Below are 20,846 nucleotides of genomic sequence, written 5' to 3'. Positions count from 1 at the left end.
AAATGATTGGCAAAAAATTACATATTTGTCAGGATACTCATTGACCAAAAATTACACGATGTGTATAAAGAGCAAAATATTTGAGTAAATGCTCTAATAATATTCATTACACAGGGAATGTAATAATGCGTTTGAATACACTTACTGGGGCGATTTTGGTCGCAATGTTTCCAACCGCGGGCGCTTATGCTGCAGCTATGGATCGTTCAGGCCAATCGATGAATGGCTTTTTACAGCCAGGAAACTATGTAGATTTTAGTTACTCAATTTTGGATGCTGATCTTTCAGGAACAATGAGAACAGAACCTTCGGGCCCTGCATCTGCAGGATTAAGAGACCCGAATGGTTGGAATATGCCTACAGCAGATGATATTAATGCAGGTGGGGAAATTGCGGGCTCAAATTTAAGTGATATTGCTGATACGTTCGGATTTGCAAATATTAATTTAAAATTTCAAGTAACTGACAATATTTCATTAGGTTTAATTTATGACCAACCTTTCGGAGCAAAAGCCTCTTATTCAAATTCTGATAAAAAACATTCCAGAGTCAACAGCTCAGGACGATTGCCATTAGGTGACCTTGAATCTGCGACAAAATATGGTGCATTTCACAGTGAGTATGGCAGTACAGAGGCTGAAGTTTCGACAAATAGTTTATCTCTAGTCATAGGCTTCCAACCTAATGAACACCTTAATTTTTATGCAGGCCCAGTTTATCAAACAGTAAAAGGTGATCTTAGTTTACAAGGAACTGCTTACAGTCTGTTAGGTGGTTATTTATGTAACTCACAGACTAGTGGTGTAGCACTGTGTAGTACTTTTAAGGAAAAAGGTACAGGTTCAAGAGATCTTCTTGGACGTGATACAAGAAAAGATTATCAAGGCTATAAAGCAAGTATGCCTGAAGAAGGTGCTTTTGGTTGGCTAGCGGGTGCTGCATTTCAAATTCCTGAAATTGCATTAAGAGCTTCATTAACCTACAGATCAAAAATTTCTTATTCAGTTCAAGCTGAAGAAAGTATGCCTGAAGTGATTACAGATACATTACCTATTGTACATCCTGGGTGGCATATTGTAGATAAAATTGGGGCACTTGGTACCGACTACCAATATACAGAAGGTAAAACCTCAGCATCAACTCCACAATCAGTTAACCTTGATTTCCAATCAGGTATCATGGCTGATACATTAGCTTATATCAATTTACGTTGGGTAGATTGGTCTGAGTTCAAAATCCGTCCATACAAATTTGGAGTTTTAACTTCTTCTATTACGGAGGGACAAGGTAAAGGACCTCGTGGTTTCGACTTAATCGCTTATGAAAAAGATCAAATATCTGCAACATTCGGTATCGCAAGAAAATTAAATGAAAAACTCGCATTGACCATTATCGGAGGATGGGACTCTGGTGCAGGTGAATATGTTTCTACCTTAGGTCCATCTGAAGGTTTTTGGAGTGCAGGATTAGGTGGTCAGTACAGCTTTAATAAAAATACATTCATTCAAGCGGGTGCACGATATTTTTGGTTAGGTGATGCAAAAGCTCAATCTGCTAGTTGGTTCGGAACCGATCGCTATGATGCAGATTTTAAAGACAATACAGCTATTGGATATAGCTTTAAAATTGGTTACCGTTTCTAGAGTTTAAAAAGCACGGATTTTTCATCCGTGCTTTTTTTAAATTAATCGACAACTAAAACCTAATTTAGTATCAATTTTATTATCTTTGAATCCTAAATACTCAATAAACCTATTTCGATCATCCACAATTTTCTGTTCATCTATAGACATACGATGGCGATTTTTTTGCGCTAAAGAATATGTTTCATCTACAGAAGCTTGATATATATGACATAATTCAAGCTGTTTCTTACTTTTTAACACCAAATTTTTTCCTGTCCGCTCGAAATCATTTCGTTTTAACGCCGCACTCCAATTTTCCAAATTTTTGAACATTTTTGCTTTCATCTGAGCTAATGCTTGATCGATTTCCTGTTGAGTCAATGGATTAATATTATTTAAATCCGCTTGTTCTTTATTTTCATTTTGTGCCATCACTTTAGAGGTCGTCATTCCTGCACAGATGATTACTATAATTCCATAGCTGTATTTTTTAATGTTTTTAATCATACATCCCCGTATCTAATTTATTTCGATAAATTTATGTTCGTATTAGACAACTGATATTTTAAAAAAGCCATTTTAATAATGTAATAGATTGAAATATTAAAGGATTAAGGCATTTTTTTTGCATTATCAATTCACTGATTTAATTATATATTTTTGGTATTGAATTTATGAAAAAAATGTTTCCATTAGGCTGTGCTGGACTAGGCATACAAGCCTCATCATTTGAGCATCCAGTATCTCTTGAAGAACCATCAATAATGGAAAAATTCGACCTACTTGCAGAATCGAGCGTGTGGGATTTTATCGATCACATTCCGACTCATCGTGAAATGATTGATGATTACATTAAAGGGAGTCAAAAATACAATATCCCAGTTTATTCAGGTTACGGATGCTATATTTGGGGAGAACATGAAAAAATATTCAAAGAAAATATCGAGCTTACATGTGCCGTAGGTGCCAAATACCACAACATTATGCTTGCAGCAAAAGACAGTAAATTCAACTATCTTAATGATCAACAAGTTGCTGATGCCTATTTATATTTTTATGAGTATGCTCTAAATAAGGGTATAACCATTACCTTTGAAAATCACGTAGATAATTGGTCTGAAGATTATCGCCGGGTAGAAAGAGTTGCAGCTTTAGTCAATCATCAAGGTATTCCATTTAAAATGGCGATGGACTATAGCCACTGTATTTTCAAAATCGAAAATCCAATCGAATCTTATATCTCATTTCAACATGACCAAGAAGCGATTAGAAAACTTGATCCTTTCAACTGCGATAGTTTTGCAGATGATTGGTTAAATCAAAATTTGGTGCATTGGGGGCAAATACGTCCTGCGGTTCCAAACGGGCCATTAAATACATGGTCCCAAGAATACAGCCCATGGGAAGGTCACGGTCTTAATCGCCCTGGAAGAGGCATTCAATACCCATTTAGGCAGCCACCAAAAAATGCGTGTCCTCATGATGAGTGGCATGCATATAAATTAAGCTGTACCAAAGAGGTCATTCGCAAGATGATTGACCATTATTTAGATCATGAGGATACAAATATTGAAATCATGACCGTGGATAATATTAATTTATGGTCCTATGGTTTGGGTTGGAAATATAATATGTTTGCAGATAGCTGCGAAGTAGCACGCTATATCAGACAAATATATGCGGAAAGATCATCAATTCATCATGCTAAAAAAGGACTAAGTTCTGAGGACTTTATCAACCAATATCGCTCATAAATCATTGGAATAATTAAAAAAAAGCATTATATAGATAATGCTTTTTTTGTATCGCGAGATTTAAGCTACTGCATTCTCTTCCGCTTTTTTATATGAACGATTATACATTTCTTCTAAATGCTCCCCTACTGTACATGGTGCATATAAAGGTAATTCACCTTCTTTCAATGTTCCTGGAACTGGCTCAATTACAGCGTGATAGTCTGGTTCATAAAAAAATGGAATAGAGTAACGATAAGCACCATTTGAAAAACTATTTTTTACTCGATGTGGATTGGAGTGATATAGACCATTGGTCCATTTTGGAATCATATCACCTAGATTAACTACAAATGTTCCTTCAATTGGTGGTGCTGCAACCCACTCTCCGTCAGGCATGCACACTTCTAATCCGCCTATTTGATCTTGTGCCAAAATGGTGACTGACCCCCAATCTGTATGCGCGCCAACGCCATATGTTTCATCCTCTTTAGGTGTAGGTGGATAACGCAACATACGTAATGTTCCCATAGGATCTTTACTTGAAGCATCAAAATAGTTCGATGGCAGATTTAAAGTTAGTGCCAAAAGTTGCATCAGAAAATTTGCCAGTTTATACATTTCATCGATGTACTCCTGACAAATCAATTCACATTGAGGTAATTCTTCAGGCCACTGATTTGGACCATAGTTTTGATATTTAGCGATTGCAAAAGGATGATCTTGAGGATAATTACGACCACAATAAAACCCTTCTTTATAATCTGGCTTGCCGTAAGGGTCTAATTGCTGACCATTCAGTTTATCAAATCCACGGAATCCAAAAAAATTACGTACATCATATTTTTGCTTAACGTCTTCTGGAAGCGCCAATAACTCTTTTGCTAATGCAAACTGTCGCGTCATCATTTCTAAAGGAACTGTATGATTCTTCACATAGAAAAAACCTGAATGCATCGCAGCTTTTCTCAGTTCAGCAACTGCACGTTTAGTCGCCTCACTTTCTGGTTTGTTTATATCTACACCTGCTAAATCAATTACTGGTATTCCCATTTTTATCCCCTTGTATCAAGTATACATCTTTTACATTTTCATTATCTTGCTGAAACTTTCGACAATTTAGGATTGACTAAAATTTGTCTTAAAAGCTAAGTCTCAAACTTAAGTTTTTTCTGGTACAACGTCTGCTACTATTTGATTCTGCTTTTGCTTAGCTCGATTAAAAATCAGATTTAGAATAATTCCCGCAAATGTCGCCGTTGTAATGCCGCCGAGATCAAGTCCACCAACCATAATCGAATAGTTCCCTGCGCCCATAATCACAGTCACTGATGCCACAATAATGTTGCCGTTTTGAGTAAAATCGACTTTATTTTCGATCCAGATTTTCGCACCAGCGATTACAATTAAGCCGAAAACAATCATTGAAGTCCCTGTCAAAATTGCGACAGGTAATGTGCTAATGAGTGCTCCAAATTTTGGTGATAATCCCAGAATAATGGCGACAATACCCGCAATTACAAAAACCACTGTAGAGTAAATACGCGTTGCCGCCATGACCCCAATATTCTCTGCATATGTAGTTAATCCTGTTCCTCCTACAGCACCAGACATAGAGGTACATACCCCATCTGCTAAAAATGCTCTACCCATATAGGGTGTAATATTTTTGCCTGTCATTTCACTTACAACTTTGAAATGCGCAAGATTTTCAGCAATAAGAATAAATGCGATAGGTAGAATCAGCAGAATTGCATTCATTTGAAATTCAGGTTGATATAAAGTTGGTAAACCAAACCATGCCGCATTTGAAACCGAGCTAAAATCGATTGGTTTACCCATTCCCATCACGTTGGCTAAAACAAAATATACAAGATACGGAACTATCAAACCCACCAATAGCAATAATCGTCTCAACATTCCTCTTGTAAATACCGCGACACCACCAATACACATTGCGGTCAACAAAGCCATCCATGTATCAAACTCATTACCTGATACGGCTTTAATCGCCCCAGGTGCTAAATTTAATCCAACAATCATAATGATTGCACCAGCAACAACTGGTGGTAAAAGATTCTCCATCCATTGAGAACCCGTTTTCATTACAAGCAAACCCATCAAGGCATAGAAAATGCCACATACCACTATTGCACCTAAGGCAATCCCAATATTTGGATTTAGCCCTGAACCGGTATAGCCTGTCACAGCAATCACAGCACCAATAAAAGCAAAACTACCCCCAAGATAGCTTGGCACTCTCCCACCTGTGATAAGGAAAAATAATATCGTGCCTATACCAGATAACAGGATCGTTAGACTAGGATCAAACCCCATGAGCAGCGGTGCCAACACTGTTGCACCAAACATGGCAAATGTATGTTGTAATCCAAGTACAATACTTTGTCCTGCAGGCAAATACTCGTTCATGGCAACGGGAGTTTTTTCAATATCTCCTTGAAAAGGAGTAAATTTGGAAAACCAATTCTCTTTCATCACATATCACCCCATTGGTAATGTGAGCCAATGTCGAACATCTTTAGACATTGGCTGTACAATGATAAATTCATTTCGTTTAAGTACAAATCACAGTTCATCTATCAAATTTATCGGAACCATATATTCACTTTAACTAAGCAACAAATATACCAATTGGTCGAATTTCTAATATCTCGTTTGGATGACAGCTAGTTTAAGATCAACAAAAATAAAACCTAAAACTTTGTTTTATATAAATATTAATTTCATTAACAAATAAAAAATTTGACCGTTTTGTATATTTTTTAAACTTTTACTCAAAAAAATTGGATTCCCGAAATATAAAATCAAATCGTATTTAAAATCATTATTTTAATTTTATTCTTAATGAATATTTCATTATATTAGCCAAGTTTTACTAAACTTTTATGCATTAAAAAAGGTCACCTTTCGATGACCTTACTGACTTAAGTTAAATCTTTAAACCCTTGTTGTCGCCATGCTTCATAAACAATTACTGCCGTAGCATTAGATAAATTTAAGCTTCTAGAATTTGGCGCCATGGGCAAACGAATCCAATGTTGCTTTGGGAACATCATACGGACATGTTCAGGTAGTCCGCGCGTTTCAGGCCCCATGAGTAAAGCAACTGGTCTATTCAGATTCGAGGTATGTGGTGTTTCGGTACCTTTGGTCGTTAAAGGATAAATCGAATCTTGATCCACACCTTGACTCGCTAGATTTTCCAGACATGCTTCAATATTATCCCATATCTGCATGCGAGCCCATTCATGGTAATCTAATCCAGCACGCTTTAACTTCTTATCATCTAGCTCAAAACCTAGCGGTTTGACCAAATGTAATTGTGCTCCTGTATTTGCACATAAACGGATAATGTTTCCTGTATTTGCAGGAATTTCTGGTTCGTATAAAACAACATGAATCACAATAATTTCTCAACTTTATAGCAGACTTTTACAGTTCGTCTTGCCATTTCAACTGTTCTCTTAATTTCACCACCTCACCAATAATGGTCAAAGTTGGCGCCTGAATTTGATTTTCTAACACTTTCGAAGCGATATCTGCCAAAGTCCCCACAACAACTTTTTGTTCTGGTGTCGTACCTTTAGAAATTAAAGCAACAGGCATGTCTGCTCGTTGACCATGTTGAATAAGCTTTTCACAGATTTTTTCTAATCCAACAAGCCCCATGTACAGTACCAATGTTTGGTGTTCATACACGAGTTCATTCCACGGAAGTTCAGGAGAACCTTCCTTCAAATGTCCAGTCAAGAAGCGAACACTTTGTGCGTAATCACGATGAGTTAAAGGGATACCCGCATAGGCTGAACACCCTGATGCTGCGGTAATTCCTGGAACGACCTGAAATGAAATTCCTGCCTCATAGAGTTCTTGAATTTCCTCACCGCCTCGCCCAAAAATAAAAGGATCTCCTCCTTTTAAACGGCAGACACGTTTGCCTTCATTCGCATATTTCACCAGTAAAGCATTAATACCTTCTTGTGGAACAGCATGATTTGACCTTGCTTTACCCACATAGATTTTTTCAGCATCCCGGCGGCATAACTCCATAATAGCACCAGAAACTAAACGGTCATAAATCACAACATCTGCTTGTTGCATCAACCTTAAAGCTTTGAGTGTGAGAAGCTCGGGATCACCTGGACCAGCCCCAACTAAATAAACTTCACCTTTGGGTTTGTTCCATTCTATTAAAGACTGATGAATAATTTTTTCTGCTTCAGCCAGATTATTATTAAATACACGCTCTTTGAAAGGTCCAGCATACAGCTCTTCCCAAAAGATACGGCGTTCATCAGGATTTTCAATTTTTTGTTTTACACGTTGTCGCCATTCACCAGAGATTTTAGCTAATGTTCCAATTCCATGCGGGATAACAGTCTCAAGTTGAGTTCTAATCTGTCTGGACAATACTGGGGATGTCCCATTACTCGCAATTGAAATAACAAGTGGAGAGCGATCAACAATTGCAGGGACCATAAATCGGCAATGTGGTGGATCATCAACACTATTCACCAATACATTTAAGATTTCACATTCTTCAAAAACTTGTTGATTCACTAAAGGCTGATCTGTGGCAGCAATCACTAAACGGTAATCGTTTAATTTTAAATCGTGATCTTCAAAATGAGCTTGAATGTATTGACCAGAGCTTTTCTCGACAATCTCTAAAAGTTGCGCCTCAATCTCAGGTGAAATAACCGAAATTTTTGCTCCTGATTTTTGCAGTAACAGTGCTTTGCGATATGCAATATGCCCTCCACCGACAATCAAGCAAGGTTGCTGCTGCAATTTTAATGAAATTGGAAAAATATCCACTGAATCGATCCTCATATGCCCACTATATTTTAGCACCTTCTCCACTACTCAAGCTGCTTAAAAGTAAGCAAGTGGTAGCTTTTTTAACAGATGCATATCGATGAAGGGACCTAAAACGGATAAAACTTGAACTCTATTTGGATAGTCAAAAATCCTGCTGATGCCGATGATAAGTTCAACAGTAAAGGAGATTATCGAGATGGCTGGTTCATATATTGATGTACATTCATCAGCAGGTTCGTTTAAAGCATATCTTTCAGTACCTGAAGCAGGTAAAGGTCCTGGTCTTGTGTTATGTCAGGAAATTTTCGGTGTTAATGAAGTTATGCGTCAAAAGGCAGACTTTTTGGCTGAAGAAGGTTATACAGTTATTGTTCCTGATTTATTTTGGCGTATTCAACCTAATGTAGAACTCGGTTATACCGAAGAAGACTTTCAAAAAGCATATGACTTATATACTCAATTTAATCAAGATCTGGGTATTGAAGATATCAAATCTACAATTGAAAAACTCAAATCCCTTGAAACAGTTGATCAAGATGCAGGTACTGGATTGGTCGGATACTGCCTAGGCGGTAAATTGGCATATCTCGCAGCTTGCCGCATTCCAGATTTAAATTGTTCTGTTTCTTACTATGGTGTAGGAATCGAGCAAAACCTAGAAGAAGCAGTCAACATTCAATCCAAACTGGTACTTCATTTTGCTGAACAAGATCAGTTCTGTGATTCTAACACTCGTGATCAAATCCTACTTGCTCTGCAAAACAGCTCAAAAGTTGAAACATATATTTATCCAGATGTCGATCATGCCTTTGCTCGCCCACAGAGTATGCATTATCACAAGCCTAGTGCACTCATGGCACATGAAAGAACCATTACAGCTTTACGCAAAGCAATAGGACCAAATTACGACCTCGCTGCGCTATGGGAAGAGCATGTTCGATTTGAATTTGACACTCGAAATGTTCCAGACACGATGGCAACAATGGTGGCAGAGCCTTATGTCAATCACATTCCAACATTGACAGGTGGCGTCGGCTACAAACAATTAGCTCGCTTCTATCAATACCATTTTGTTCATAACAATCCGAAAGATATGAAACTGACGCCTATTTCACGAACTGTAGGCGCAACTCAAGTCGTTGATGAATTCATTATGAGTTTTACTCATGATGAGGAAATTGATTGGTTAATTCCTGGAATTAAACCGACGGGAAAATATGTAGAGATTCCAATGCTCGGCATTATCAAGTTCCGTGGACCGAAACTATGTCATGAGCATATCTATTGGGATCAGGCAAGTTTACTGGTGCAAATTGGCGTATTAGATCCAACTGGACTACCTGTTGCAGGTGTTGAAACTGCCAAGAAACTTTTAGATGAAACTTTACCCTCAAATGAACTGATGCCAACTTGGCCATCCAGTGAAAATAAACCGATTGGCGAATAAAGGAACTCATTCTGACAATCAGAATTAAGATGAAGGATTATGATCATGTTAAATGAAATGACACCTGTAATACAGTTGGAGCAACGCTCGTTACGACAACTCTTAGGTCAGTATGCAACTGGGATTACAGTAGTAACTGCATTAGATTCAAATCATAAAAAAATTGGAATGACAGCGAACTCATTTACTTCTGTATCGCTTGATCCACCTTTAATTTTATGGAACATCGCAAAATCTGCGACACATTTCGAAGATTTCAAACAGGCAGAATATTTTGCCATCAATATCTTGAGTGAAGATCAGTATCAAGAGTCTAAGCATTTCTCAAAATCTTCTGATGACAAATTCGAAGGCTTAGATGACGTTGATGAGTATATGGGCATCCCCATTCTAAATAAATCCTTAACCACTTTTGTTTGTCGTCAGTATGAGCTTCATGAAGCTGGGGATCACTACATTATTGTGGGACAAATTGAAGCCTGCCGTAATCAGCTTGGAAATCCATTGGTGTTCCATAACGGGCAATATAAACAAGCAAATCTTCATCAAGCATTTGCTGGTGTATAGCGAATTCACGAAATTTAAGGATTTTTTAAAATGAATCAACATCACTTTTTCAATGATAATCGCTTTCTACTCGGCTCATTTGCTTCTAACTGCTCAGGTGGAATGACCATTTCAACTCTTGAAGATCGATGGAGTGCGAGCTGGGAAAAGAATCTCGAACTTGGAAAAATGCTAGATGAAGCTGGTATCGACTTCATGTTACCGATTGCTCGCTTTACAGGCTATGGCGGTGAAACAGACTTTCAAGGAACAATTTTAGAGACCATGACCTGGGCGGCCGCATTATTGGCTTTAACCAAAGACATTACAGTTTTTGCGACAATTCAGACCGTCCCCAATCATCCAGTTGTAGTTGCCAAGCAAATTGCAACGCTATCTGAGATTAGTCAAGGTCGTATTGGACTCAACATCGTTGCAGGCTGGAATAAACCTGAATATGAAGCACTCGGTCTACATTTACCTGATGATCACGAAACTCGTTATGGTTATGCACAAGACTGGTATGACCTGATTAAAAAAGTATGGACCAGTGAAGAAAAATTTGATTTTGAAAGTAAGTTTTTCAAAACCAAAGGAACTTATGGAAAACCAAAACCACTTGTACATCCGCCTATCTTCAATGCTGCTGGTTCAAAAAATGGACGTGAATTTGCCGTTAATAATGCGGACTTTCTTTTTACACCAGCTTCAGACTTGGGCAGAAGCAAGATTGAAATTGATGAGCTTAAACAAGCAGGTCGCGACGTAAACCGAGAAGTCAATGTGATGACCTTCTCCCATGTCATTTGCAGACCTACACAAGAGGAAGCCAAAGCAGAATGGGATCGTCAATTAAACAATGCTGATACTGTCGCCGTTGACAATCTGATGAGCTTAATGTTTGCACATGCTCAAAGTTTCCCAAAAGAGGTTCAACAATCCATTCGTGATGCAATGAGTGTAGGCCATGGTGGCTTTCCATTAGTCGGTACACCTGAACAAGTCGCGCAAGGTATTTTAGATTTACATGAAGCTGGTTTTAGAGGAACGACTCTTTCATTCCTCGATTATAGCCGCGAATTTCCGTATTTCCGTGATCATGTTTTACCAATTTTGGAAAAGCATAATATTCGTTAATCCACCACTTAAGCCGACAGTTTCACTGTCGGCTTATTTATTTTAAGAGGGAATTTAGCTGTGAATTATATTTTAAAGGGGTTATTCACTGGATCAATCTGCTTTGCATTAGGCACTGCAGTTCAAGCGGCAAATTGGAGTGATACTTCACTGGCTGTCAGTTATGGTCAAGATTTCTCAGAACCATTTAAAGACGGTGATTTTGACAAATATATTTTTAGTCTTGTACACCTAAGCGGCTATAAATATGGCACCAATTTTTTTCAACTCAATATGCATCAATCCTCAGCTGAACCAAATGCAAACAAAGCTTCTGGTCGAGGAGCTCAAGAGGCATATGCAATTTATCGTCATACCTTAGATATCCCAAGTATCACGCAACACAAACTGAATGATTCTAGTTGGTTCAAGACATATGGTTTTACAGTAGGTTTTGACTGGAATACAAAGAATGATGATTATGGTTCAAATCGACAAATGTATGTTGCTGGTCCAAGTGTTACATTAAATACACCAGGCTATCTTAATCTCAGTTTGCTAGGCTATTACGAGAGCAATGATGCTAATGTACTGAGTAAAAAATATACCTATGATCCTTACTTAGCACTTCAAGTGCTTTGGGATTTTCCTATTATGCAATCGAATTGGAATTATCAAGGCATAGGTGTTTGGATGAGTACCAAAGGGAAAGATCCTTTTGGTGAGCCTACCGCCAGCGAAATCTTTGTAGACATGTCTTTAATGTATTCTTTACTCAAAGATAAATCTGCCAATCAACCAAAATTGAAAGCTGGGATTGCTTATCAATACTGGAAAAATAAATATGGTAATGATGCATCTGGTGTTGCTGGTTCAGGAGCGACCGCGAGTAGCCCTATGTTACGTGTTGCTTACCACTTTTAAATAACATATCAAATTAATCTAATTTAGTACCAAAAGAGTATTTTTATATTCTGCTATTTTAGATTAATTTATTTATTTGAGATAAAACAAAAAAAGCAAAATCATGGATTGATTTTTGCATAAGTAATGATAAGCAAGCTAAGGATAGAGGTATTTATGTATAGCCAGCAACATAGGTCTATTTCTACGATTCAATCACATACGCAGAATATTCATGATGCCAACCATTGTCTTGATTTAATCATTGGCCCACATGATTTAGTCGATTTTAATCAATATGAACCATTGGATTTTAGTTTTCATGGATCACAAATCGGTCGTATGATTATTGGGGATTTAACATATGGTAAAGATGTAATTTTCAAAACGCATACGCATGAAAATATGAACCACTTTTGTATAACGCGCCCTAAAAATGGGCGACCACTATTTAAAAAAGATGGTCAAACTTTTTACGCCTGTTATGATCAAGCATCCATTGTTTCACCTGAAGATAAATTTGAACTAATTATTGACAAAGACTGTGTGCAAACATTCATTTCTTTTTCAAAGACTTTTGTTGAAAAAATACTTTCAGATTTAATCTCTCAACCAGTTACCGAAGCTTTGGTATTTCAAAATGTGATGGATCAAAACAACCCAAAAATTAAAGCATGGTGGGATTTAATAGACAGTATTAAAAATTTCACAAACAATTTTACCAATACTTCATTTTTTCAAGAAATGCGCTCAGATTTTGAATATATTATCGTGAAGTCATTATTATTATCTCAACCCAATAACTATAGTGATTTAATTTATAAAAATACTTTAGATTATCCTGACTTCTTTACTCGCTTGTTAGAATTCATACAAAAAAATATACATCAAAAAATTGAAATTTCAGATTTAGAATATGCATCTGGATTAAGCAAGAAAAAGCTGAATACAATTTTCAAAAAATATTTAAAATGCAGTCCAAATGCTTATATACGCCATTACCGACTTAAATGTATTTATAATGAAATTTCACAGTCTACGCATAAAATTAATATTACTGAAATTGCTTATAAATGGGGTGTTACACATTTAGGTCGTTTTTCACTTGAGTATAAAGATGCATTTGGGGAAAAACCGAGTGAGACCTTAAAAAAAATTATTGAAAGGCAAACAGGCAGTGCTCAACTCATTCATTAAAACACGCAAAAAAAGCTAACTCAATTGAGTTAGCTTTTTTGTGTTTTATCGATTAATCGATAAAACTTTGTCCACCCATATAAGGACGTAAGACTTCAGGAATCTCAATCGAACCATCTTCTCGTTGATAGTTTTCCATCACCGCGAGCAAAGTACGACCAACTGCTAAACCTGAACCATTCAAAGTATGAACAAACTCTGTTTTCTTTTGATCAGCACGGTAACGAGCTTTCATACGACGAGCCTGGAAATCCCCCATGTTTGAACACGATGAAATTTCACGATAGGTATTTTGGCTTGGTACCCAAACTTCTAAGTCATAAGTCTTCGTTGCACCAAAGCCCATATCACCACCGCATAAGATGATTTTACGATATGGCAATCCAAGCGCCTGTAAAATACCCTCAGCATGCCCTGTTAACTCTTCCAATGCTTGCATAGAGTCTTCAGGTTTAACAATTTGAACCATTTCTACTTTGTCAAATTGGTGCTGACGAATCAAACCACGTGTATCACGGCCATAAGAACCAGCTTCACTACGGAAACAAGGTGTATGAGCAGCATATTTCAATGGTAGACGCTCAGGATCAATAATCTCATCACGCACAAAGTTGGTCACAGGCACTTCAGCAGTTGGGATCAAGTAATATTCTTTGTCACCTTGAAGCTTGAACAAATCTTCTTCAAATTTAGGCAACTGACCAGTTCCACGTAATGAATCAGCATTCACTAAATACGGTACATAAGCTTCTGTATAGCCATTTTTCAATGTATGTGTATCTAACATGAACTGCGTTAGTGCACGTTGTAAACGTGCAAGCGGACCCTTGAGCACACTGAAACGAGTACCTGTTAACTTAGTCGCTGTTTCGAACTCGAGTCCACCCATCCACTCACCAAGATCAGTGTGATCTTTAATTTCAAAGTTGAATTCACGAGGCGTACCCCATTTTAAAATTTCAACGTTGTCATTCTCATCTTTGCCCTCTGGCACCGACTCATGAGGTAGGTTTGGAATAGAAAGTGATTTTGCTTCAATTTCAGCTTGTAGTTCTGTTAACGCAAGCTCAGCGGCTTTAATTTCATCTCCGATCGCGCTCATACGAGCCATGATTTCAGAGGCATCACCACCTGCTTTTTTGATTTGACCAACTTGTTTAGCACCCGAATTACGTTCTGCTTGTAAAGCTTCAGTCTTAGACTGAATTTCTTTACGACGAGCCTCTAAAGATGCCCATTCTTCTACGTTGAGTTGCACGCCACGTTTAGCTAAGGCTAAATTTACAGCCTCTATATTATTTCTAAGTAATTTCGGGTCGATCATGGTTAATCTTTTCAGGGAAAAAAACTGCCTATAGTGTAAGCGCTTCGTTGAAAAAAATACAGTCGAAGCGCTGACAGCTGAAGCTTATTGAATCAAATTAAAATAGAGTCAATTACTCAGCAGCGAGTTTGGGTAGGTTTGGAAGATATTCTGACTGTATCAAACCATTCACACTCACATAAGGTAAAGTGAGTTCAGACATTCCTTCAGCATAGGACGCGAGTTCATACAGCGGATAAACAAAGACGATACCATCAACTCCGTAATAGAAATTGTCACTTAATTCGAGTTTATCTTGTTCAATATTGTGATCTGTAAGCCACATACTATTAGCACTATAAAGTGTTTCTAATAGCTTTTTATTTTGACCTTTCACAATTAAATCTTGTAGTGCTATTCTTTTTTTAGTTTTTAAATCGAAATGAACATATTCTTTGTGGTACATCCCATGTGCTGCACCAGCAGGATATACATAGCTCAGATATTCAAAACTCGCTATATTCTGATGTTGACTTAAATAACGTACCACAGTCTGACTCTGACTCAACTTCAGCGGATCCACAGTTCTTGTCTCTGTGTTCTTAGTAGCCGATTGAAATGGGATAGGGTCTGCTTTTTCAATTCGATTTTTAAAATACGTATTAATCCACGGATGATTAGTTTCAACCGTTTGGAATGAATATTCTGTACACCCTGCCTCATCGCATACTTGCTTCTGTTTAGGCTTTAATTCGACGTTCTTCGATTCGATATACCAAGATTCTGATTGTTTTGCTTGCGCAGTAGTCTCATTGCTTTTTTTAGTTTCTGCATCAGATTTAGGCTGACAAGCGCCTAACATGATCATTGATGCACAAATAACACTCAATTTTCCAAACCGATTCATGTGTTTTAGCATATAGCCTCCAATAAAAATGAGTGTTTAACACAGAGACTATAAATTCTAGCTGACATGAATTCAGTTGAAATTTGTAGTTAAAAAAAGCAGCGATAAACGCTGCTTTTATATTATTGGTCAATAATGTCTGTGCCTTTAGGCGGTGTAAAGTTAAATGTTGAATCCGGAATACCTGCATTCACTTTCACATTACTAAATTTAACATGTGTAGTTTGTCCTAATGAATCTTCTAAAATCATTAAACTTGGCGCTTTATTTGCACCGAAACTAATGGTCAGACTCTGAAAGGCTCCATCTTTCTGCTTAGGATATAACGTGTAATAAGTTTTAGCTTTATTGGGCTGTGTTACACGATATGACTGCATAATTTGGTTGGTATTACCAGACAATAATAATGCTGGTGTATTGGCAACTTGCTCATCCATATTTTGACGAATTGCCTGCTGTAGATCTGGGTCATAGATCCAAATCATCTTTCCAGAAGTCACAATTGTTTGTTTTGCTGGTGCTGTAGTTTCCCAATAGAACTTACCTGGACGAGCAACTTTCATCACCCCAGTAAAAGTCTGATTCATATGTTGAGCACTCAAACCTTGTTTTTGTGGTGCTTTACTAGATTTAGTTGCTTTCGTTGTTTGTTCAAAATTTGCCGTTAAACTTTTTATTCCGTTTAATTGACGAACCAAGTTTGCGGTCGCTTGTTGCTCCGAAGCAGCCACTGGCGCTGCGAAAACTTGAGTGCTTGCGACTGGTGCCATCATTGCAGCACTCATTGTAATTGCACCAATCGTTTTACGAAGCATTGTCATGATCCCACCTTTTGTTATTGATCATCATTTGATATGGAGTCATCTTAAACCAAATTTGATCGCTAATAATTGAGAAAATAAGAACTTTTGTATTGTTATTTAGCTAAATTGTTGAAAATGCTTCATCATGATGAAGATTCACTTCAGTTCAAAAACTTTCTTTCAGATATAAAAAAACCCACTCAAGAGTGGGTTTTTTGGTTATGCCTGATAAAACTTATACAGTTTCAACAGATACATAACGACGGCCAAATTGACCTTTAACTTCGAATTTGATCACGCCATCAGCGGTAGCAAATAAAGTATGGTCACGACCCATACCAACGTTAGCACCAGCGTGGAACTCTGTGCCACGTTGACGAACGATAATGTTACCAGCAGTCACAGCTTGACCACCGAACATTTTAACACCTAACATTTTAGGATTTGAGTCACGACCGTTACGTGTCGAACCACCGGCTTTTTTAGTTGCCATGTCTATTTACTCCTCGTAATTAGCCTGAAATAGCTGTAATTTTCAACTCAGTGAACCATTGACGGTGACCTTGTTGTTTACGATAGTGTTTACGACGACGCATTTTGATGATGCGGATTTTGTCGTGACGACCATGGCTAACTACTTCAGCAGTTACTTTAGCACCAGCAACAACTGGAGCACCAATTTGAATGCTATCACCGTTCACTAACATTAATACGTCATCAAACGTAATAGTAGAACCAGTTTCAGCTTTCAATAATTCAACTTTAAGGGTTTCACCCTCAACAACACGGTGTTGTTTACCACCGCTTTGGATTACTGCGTACATAATGTACTCCAACAGGCCCGTGTCGTCGTGCCGATAAAGGAATATATCGATCTTAAAACGAACGCCACTGGGGGTTATTCAAGGGCAAGGATTTTAAGTGATAATGAAATAAACAACAAGGTCTTTTGTCTAAAAGTTAACTTTCATCCCGAAATATCTATTTCTTACATGAAAATAACAATTTGCTGATTGATTAAACTATATTTATTCACAAAATGAACTACTTCGAATATCAAATAACGTATCAAGTTTTATTGGTATTATGAAGATTAAATCACAAACATGAATAGAAACTGAACAACATTAAGAAAATCATGCATATTCATGTGGCAAAGCGACCAAAACTTTCACTTAAATTGTTACACTAGCTGAGTAACATCTACTGTTTGTATAAGGACTTCATTGTTATGGCCATCGATTTTAAGCAAGACATTCTCGCACCTGTTGCTACAGACTTTGCTGCGATGGACCAACTTATTAATGAAGGAATCAGCTCTAAAGTTGCTTTGGTGATGTCAGTCAGCAAACATGTGGTTGAGGCAGGTGGTAAACGCATGCGTCCTATTATGTGTTTATTGGCTGCTCGCGCTTGCGGTGAAACCAACCTAGAGCATGCCCAAAAGTTAGCTGCAATTATTGAAATGCTGCATACCGCTACACTGGTACATGATGATGTCGTAGATGAGTCTGGGTTACGCCGTGGTCGTCCTACAGCGAATGCAACATGGAATAACCAAACCGCTGTCCTCGTTGGAGACTTTCTCATTTCTAGAGCGTTCGATTTGCTCGTAGATTTGAACAATATGGTGTTATTAAAAGACTTCTCAACAGGAACATGTGAAATTGCTGAAGGAGAAGTACTTCAACTGCAATCTCAACATCAGCCTGAAACCACTGAAGCGACGTATTTAGACATTATTCACGGCAAAACATCTCGTTTGTTTGAATTGGCGACTGAAGGCGCTGCGATTCTTGCCAATCAACATCAATATCGTGAAGCACTCAGAAAATACGCAGGTCATTTCGGGAATGCATTTCAAATCATAGATGACATACTCGATTACACCTCTGACGCAGAAACACTTGGTAAAAATATTGGCGATGACTTAATGGAAGGTAAGCCAACACTGCCACTGATTGCTGCTCTACAAAAAACTTCTGGTGCAGAGCACGATATTATCCGTCGTAGCATCACTACAGGTGGGACTGAACATTTGGATCAAGTGATTCAGATTGTTCAAAACTCTGGTGCACTAGATTACTGTCGCGAACGTGCTGTTGAAGAAACTACAGCAGCTCGTGAGGCATTGTTACAACTGCCTGAAAGTATTTATCGTCAAGCGCTTGATAATTTGGCGCAATTAGCATTAGATCGAATCCAATAAACTTCAACTAAAAAAATTTGCGTATGCATATAAACTTTAATGATCTTTTTAAACAAATGCAGGAGCAACTTGACCATCATCAAGCTGCTCCAGACGAAAACATACTCATTGAACTCGTTAATCGCATCCGTCCATCAGACAGTTATAACCTAGAAGAAATTAATCAAAAATTTCAGGCGTTGATACAAGCGTTATTAATTACGCCGACTGCTGCCACCACTTTTCAAGCCTATATCGTTCATCTGATCAATCGCTATAAACAAACCACTATTTATGCGGACAGTGGGATTCTTTCTCTAGATGGTTTTTGGAATCAGTTGGGTCAACGAATGGGAGCGCATGTTCTTCCCCTTTTGACCGATGAAACTGATCTAAAAGATTTAGTCTTCCGTGTCTTTCATTTACGTAGCGATAAATATTGGCTAGAAAATATTGAAGATCAGCAATGGATTCAGTTTTTTCAGATTGTCAATCAAAGTAATGGCAGCTTAGATGCAAAATTTGGCATCAAACGCGACATGATTAAAGCCATTACAGTTTTATCTTACCGTATCAGCGGTATTGGACTTTATCCTGAGTTTATTAATGCACAACCAGAACTGACTGAATATGAGTCACCTTTTTTGGTGCAGAATCGCGAAATCATTGAATTTATTGAGCTATACAAAAAACATTATAGTGAAGCTGATGATCTTACTGCTATGGTCGTACCCGACGCCAACCAAGCTTTGGTGATGATTGAGCAGTGTCGCGATGTTGTTTTGAAGATTCGTCGTGCTACGAAAAGAATTGGGGTAAGTTTAAGTCTCACTTATTTATTGTCTTTGCTTGAGCAATGTTTAGATCGTATTGAACTATTATTGAACTTATTGACTGAAACTGGAAAAGTTCAATACTTAGCACTAGCTGAGTTATGTCAAGATTTAGTTGCGGCTCACTATGAGGAGCGAAGTGTTCGAGAGCTTTTAAAAACAAACAGTGAATTAATCGCATTACAAGTCACTGAAAATGCCAGTAAAACAGGCGAACATTATGTAAGTACCAATAAAGCTGGTTTCTTCAGTATGTACAAATCAGCCGCAGGTGCAGGCATCATTATCGCTATCATGGCGACCTTGAAGATTCTCACTGCGCGCATCGCCATGGCACCTATCATGCAAGCCTTCGCGTATAGCATGAACTATGCATTAGGTTTCATGTTAATCCATGTACTGCATTTTACCGTTGCAACCAAACAACCTGCTATGACTGCAGCTGCCCTAGCCGCGACAGTTCAACAAAAGAAAGGGTCTCGAACTGCACAAATCGCAGAACTTGCTGCACTGATTATCAATATTATCCGTACGCAGTTTGTCGCTATTCTCGGCAATATTTCCATTGCAATCCCGGTTGCAGCATTGATCACCATGATGTGGCCGTTGATTTTGGGTGAACAATTACTCAATCACAGTAAAGCAACATATTTACTTCATAGTTTAAATCCTTTTACATCCCTCGCAGTACCACATGCAGCTATTGCAGGTGTATGTCTATTTTTATCTGGTTTGATCGCAGGTTACTTCGACAACATGGCAGTGTATCGTAAAGTCGGACCTCGCTTAAAAGCACATCATCGCTTAAAAAACTGGCTAGGTGCTGACAGACTGGAAAAGTTTGCAAACTATATTGAACGTAATTTAGGCGCACTAGCCGGGAATTTCCTTTTCGGAATCATGCTAGGCAGCATGGGGACAATTGGTTTTATTCTTGGTCTGCCTTTAGATATTCGCCATATTGCCTTTGCTTCAGCAAACTTTATACAGGGCCTATTGAGTATCAATGGCACACCTGAAATAGGGCTCATTATTGTTTCATTCCTTGGTGTATTATTAATTGGTTTGACCAACTTATTTGTCAGCTTTAGTCTCACTATTATTGTGGCATTACGCGCACGACGTGTTCGTTTTGAACAATGGAAACCTCTGGCAAAATTAGTATTTACTCACTTTGTTACACGACCAATGGACTTTTTCTGGCCCCCAAAACAACCTTTAGAGGTCGAAGATCCAATTTCACCAAAGAAATCTTCTCATTAGATATTTGTGTTATTTTTTGTGCTAAAAATAAGATGCACATTGTAATGAAATTACTATAAATTATGCTTTTACACTGACTTGAAAAAAAGTGTACTGGCGAGTACACTTTGACGCATTCATGCAATAAATGTATGCGACTA

At 37.8% G+C, this 20,846-nt stretch carries 19 protein-coding genes; 9 read left to right on the top strand and 10 right to left on the bottom strand.

The genetic code is table 11. The annotated features are described in order from the left end of the window. The first annotated feature begins 125 nt into the window (after window positions 1-125). Window positions 126-1,643, top strand: coding sequence for an outer membrane protein transport protein (locus AC1M9D_RS03220; RefSeq protein ID WP_481611492.1), 1,518 nt, complete (start codon window positions 126-128; stop codon window positions 1,641-1,643). Window positions 1,644-1,679: 36 nt separating this feature from the next. On the opposite strand, the gene AC1M9D_RS03215 is transcribed toward AC1M9D_RS03220, so the two are convergent. After that, a complete protein-coding gene (locus AC1M9D_RS03215) occupies window positions 1,680-2,132 on the bottom strand; it encodes a hypothetical protein (RefSeq protein ID WP_481611491.1) in 453 nt (150 codons plus the stop codon). Between the two features lie 167 nt (window positions 2,133-2,299). Here AC1M9D_RS03215 and AC1M9D_RS03210 point away from each other — a divergent pair, with 167 nt between their 5' ends. Beyond that, complete coding sequence (locus AC1M9D_RS03210; protein WP_481611490.1) at window positions 2,300-3,379, top strand: hypothetical protein; 1,080 nt, start codon at window positions 2,300-2,302, stop codon at window positions 3,377-3,379. A 60-nt stretch (window positions 3,380-3,439) separates the two neighbouring features. Here AC1M9D_RS03210 and AC1M9D_RS03205 read toward each other — a convergent pair whose 3' ends face one another. From AC1M9D_RS03205 to cysG, 4 genes are all read right to left on the bottom strand, one after another. Next, the gene (locus AC1M9D_RS03205) at window positions 3,440-4,411 is read right to left on the bottom strand and encodes an isopenicillin N synthase family dioxygenase (protein WP_481611489.1); all 972 of its coding nucleotides are present in this window, start codon (window positions 4,409-4,411) and stop codon (window positions 3,440-3,442) included. 108 nt (window positions 4,412-4,519) lie between these two features. After that, the gene (locus AC1M9D_RS03200; protein ID WP_481611488.1) at window positions 4,520-5,854 is read right to left on the bottom strand and encodes a solute carrier family 23 protein; all 1,335 of its coding nucleotides are present in this window, start codon (window positions 5,852-5,854) and stop codon (window positions 4,520-4,522) included. A gap of 449 nt (window positions 5,855-6,303) precedes the next feature. Continuing rightward, window positions 6,304-6,783 carry a tRNA (cytidine(34)-2'-O)-methyltransferase gene (locus tag AC1M9D_RS03195; protein WP_035267879.1) on the bottom strand — a complete coding sequence of 160 codons (480 nt, stop codon included), beginning with the start codon at window positions 6,781-6,783 and terminating at the stop codon, window positions 6,304-6,306. A gap of 28 nt (window positions 6,784-6,811) precedes the next feature. Continuing rightward, on the bottom strand, window positions 6,812-8,197 hold the full coding sequence (gene cysG / locus AC1M9D_RS03190) for a siroheme synthase CysG (RefSeq protein WP_481611487.1): 1,386 nt from the start codon (window positions 8,195-8,197) through the stop codon (window positions 6,812-6,814). A 199-nt stretch (window positions 8,198-8,396) separates the two neighbouring features. Between cysG and AC1M9D_RS03185 the strand changes: the two genes are divergently transcribed. From AC1M9D_RS03185 to AC1M9D_RS03165, 5 genes are all read left to right on the top strand, one after another. Next, a complete protein-coding gene (locus tag AC1M9D_RS03185; protein WP_481611486.1) occupies window positions 8,397-9,647 on the top strand; it encodes a dienelactone hydrolase family protein in 1,251 nt (416 codons plus the stop codon). 45 nt (window positions 9,648-9,692) lie between these two features. Next, entirely contained in the window at window positions 9,693-10,214 is a 522-nt protein-coding gene (locus AC1M9D_RS03180) for a flavin reductase family protein (RefSeq protein ID WP_179997732.1), read from the top strand. 30 nt (window positions 10,215-10,244) lie between these two features. After that, a complete protein-coding gene (locus AC1M9D_RS03175) occupies window positions 10,245-11,330 on the top strand; it encodes an LLM class flavin-dependent oxidoreductase (RefSeq protein ID WP_179997731.1) in 1,086 nt (361 codons plus the stop codon). A 60-nt stretch (window positions 11,331-11,390) separates the two neighbouring features. After that, window positions 11,391-12,233 carry a hypothetical protein gene (locus AC1M9D_RS03170; protein ID WP_257219853.1) on the top strand — a complete coding sequence of 281 codons (843 nt, stop codon included), beginning with the start codon at window positions 11,391-11,393 and terminating at the stop codon, window positions 12,231-12,233. A gap of 156 nt (window positions 12,234-12,389) precedes the next feature. Continuing rightward, a complete protein-coding gene (locus AC1M9D_RS03165; RefSeq protein WP_481611485.1) occupies window positions 12,390-13,409 on the top strand; it encodes an AraC family transcriptional regulator in 1,020 nt (339 codons plus the stop codon). 52 nt (window positions 13,410-13,461) lie between these two features. Here the strand turns inward: AC1M9D_RS03165 and serS are convergent, their stop codons facing one another. From serS to rplU, 5 genes are all read right to left on the bottom strand, one after another. Then, entirely contained in the window at window positions 13,462-14,733 is a 1,272-nt protein-coding gene (serS, locus tag AC1M9D_RS03160; protein WP_179997729.1) for a serine--tRNA ligase, read from the bottom strand. A 112-nt stretch (window positions 14,734-14,845) separates the two neighbouring features. Beyond that, the gene (locus AC1M9D_RS03155; protein ID WP_481611484.1) at window positions 14,846-15,631 is read right to left on the bottom strand and encodes an RsiV family protein; all 786 of its coding nucleotides are present in this window, start codon (window positions 15,629-15,631) and stop codon (window positions 14,846-14,848) included. A gap of 110 nt (window positions 15,632-15,741) precedes the next feature. After that, on the bottom strand, window positions 15,742-16,440 hold the full coding sequence (gene lolA / locus AC1M9D_RS03150) for an outer membrane lipoprotein periplasmic chaperone LolA (RefSeq protein WP_035267863.1): 699 nt from the start codon (window positions 16,438-16,440) through the stop codon (window positions 15,742-15,744). A gap of 217 nt (window positions 16,441-16,657) precedes the next feature. Next, window positions 16,658-16,915 carry a 50S ribosomal protein L27 gene (gene rpmA / locus AC1M9D_RS03145; RefSeq protein WP_035267862.1) on the bottom strand — a complete coding sequence of 86 codons (258 nt, stop codon included), beginning with the start codon at window positions 16,913-16,915 and terminating at the stop codon, window positions 16,658-16,660. Window positions 16,916-16,934: 19 nt separating this feature from the next. Beyond that, complete coding sequence (gene rplU, locus AC1M9D_RS03140) at window positions 16,935-17,246, bottom strand: 50S ribosomal protein L21 (protein ID WP_035267860.1); 312 nt, start codon at window positions 17,244-17,246, stop codon at window positions 16,935-16,937. A gap of 407 nt (window positions 17,247-17,653) precedes the next feature. Between rplU and sdsA the strand changes: the two genes are divergently transcribed. Both sdsA and AC1M9D_RS03130 read left to right on the top strand, forming a co-directional pair. Next, window positions 17,654-18,631: an All-trans-nonaprenyl-diphosphate synthase gene (gene sdsA, locus AC1M9D_RS03135; RefSeq protein ID WP_035267858.1), complete on the top strand. Its 978-nt coding sequence runs from the start codon at window positions 17,654-17,656 to the stop codon at window positions 18,629-18,631. A gap of 23 nt (window positions 18,632-18,654) precedes the next feature. Continuing rightward, window positions 18,655-20,706, top strand: coding sequence for a site-specific recombinase (locus AC1M9D_RS03130; RefSeq protein ID WP_481611483.1), 2,052 nt, complete (start codon window positions 18,655-18,657; stop codon window positions 20,704-20,706). The last annotated feature ends 140 nt before the right edge of the window (window positions 20,707-20,846 follow it).

The organism is Acinetobacter sp. ANC_7682 (genome assembly GCF_056779795.1).
The sequence above is the reverse complement of the archived record's forward strand: the minus strand, read 5'-3'. Positions and strand labels throughout refer to the sequence as shown.

What these genes read in the sequence shown, in the direction of transcription:
- serS (WP_179997729.1), bottom strand. Translation starts at nt 14,733, where the DNA reads ATGATCGACCCGAAATTACTTAGAAATAATATAGAGGCTGTAAATTTA.
- AC1M9D_RS03165 (WP_481611485.1), top strand. Translation starts at nt 12,390, where the DNA reads ATGTATAGCCAGCAACATAGGTCTATTTCTACGATTCAATCACATACG.
- AC1M9D_RS03155 (WP_481611484.1), bottom strand. Translation starts at nt 15,631, where the DNA reads ATGCTAAAACACATGAATCGGTTTGGAAAATTGAGTGTTATTTGTGCA.
- AC1M9D_RS03215 (WP_481611491.1), bottom strand. Translation starts at nt 2,132, where the DNA reads ATGATTAAAAACATTAAAAAATACAGCTATGGAATTATAGTAATCATC.
- AC1M9D_RS03200 (WP_481611488.1), bottom strand. Translation starts at nt 5,854, where the DNA reads ATGAAAGAGAATTGGTTTTCCAAATTTACTCCTTTTCAAGGAGATATT.
- AC1M9D_RS03185 (WP_481611486.1), top strand. Translation starts at nt 8,397, where the DNA reads ATGGCTGGTTCATATATTGATGTACATTCATCAGCAGGTTCGTTTAAA.
- AC1M9D_RS03205 (WP_481611489.1), bottom strand. Translation starts at nt 4,411, where the DNA reads ATGGGAATACCAGTAATTGATTTAGCAGGTGTAGATATAAACAAACCA.
- rplU (WP_035267860.1), bottom strand. Translation starts at nt 17,246, where the DNA reads ATGTACGCAGTAATCCAAAGCGGTGGTAAACAACACCGTGTTGTTGAG.
- rpmA (WP_035267862.1), bottom strand. Translation starts at nt 16,915, where the DNA reads ATGGCAACTAAAAAAGCCGGTGGTTCGACACGTAACGGTCGTGACTCA.
- AC1M9D_RS03175 (WP_179997731.1), top strand. Translation starts at nt 10,245, where the DNA reads ATGAATCAACATCACTTTTTCAATGATAATCGCTTTCTACTCGGCTCA.
- AC1M9D_RS03220 (WP_481611492.1), top strand. Translation starts at nt 126, where the DNA reads ATGCGTTTGAATACACTTACTGGGGCGATTTTGGTCGCAATGTTTCCA.
- AC1M9D_RS03180 (WP_179997732.1), top strand. Translation starts at nt 9,693, where the DNA reads ATGTTAAATGAAATGACACCTGTAATACAGTTGGAGCAACGCTCGTTA.
- sdsA (WP_035267858.1), top strand. Translation starts at nt 17,654, where the DNA reads ATGGCCATCGATTTTAAGCAAGACATTCTCGCACCTGTTGCTACAGAC.
- AC1M9D_RS03210 (WP_481611490.1), top strand. Translation starts at nt 2,300, where the DNA reads ATGAAAAAAATGTTTCCATTAGGCTGTGCTGGACTAGGCATACAAGCC.
- AC1M9D_RS03130 (WP_481611483.1), top strand. Translation starts at nt 18,655, where the DNA reads ATGCATATAAACTTTAATGATCTTTTTAAACAAATGCAGGAGCAACTT.
- lolA (WP_035267863.1), bottom strand. Translation starts at nt 16,440, where the DNA reads ATGACAATGCTTCGTAAAACGATTGGTGCAATTACAATGAGTGCTGCA.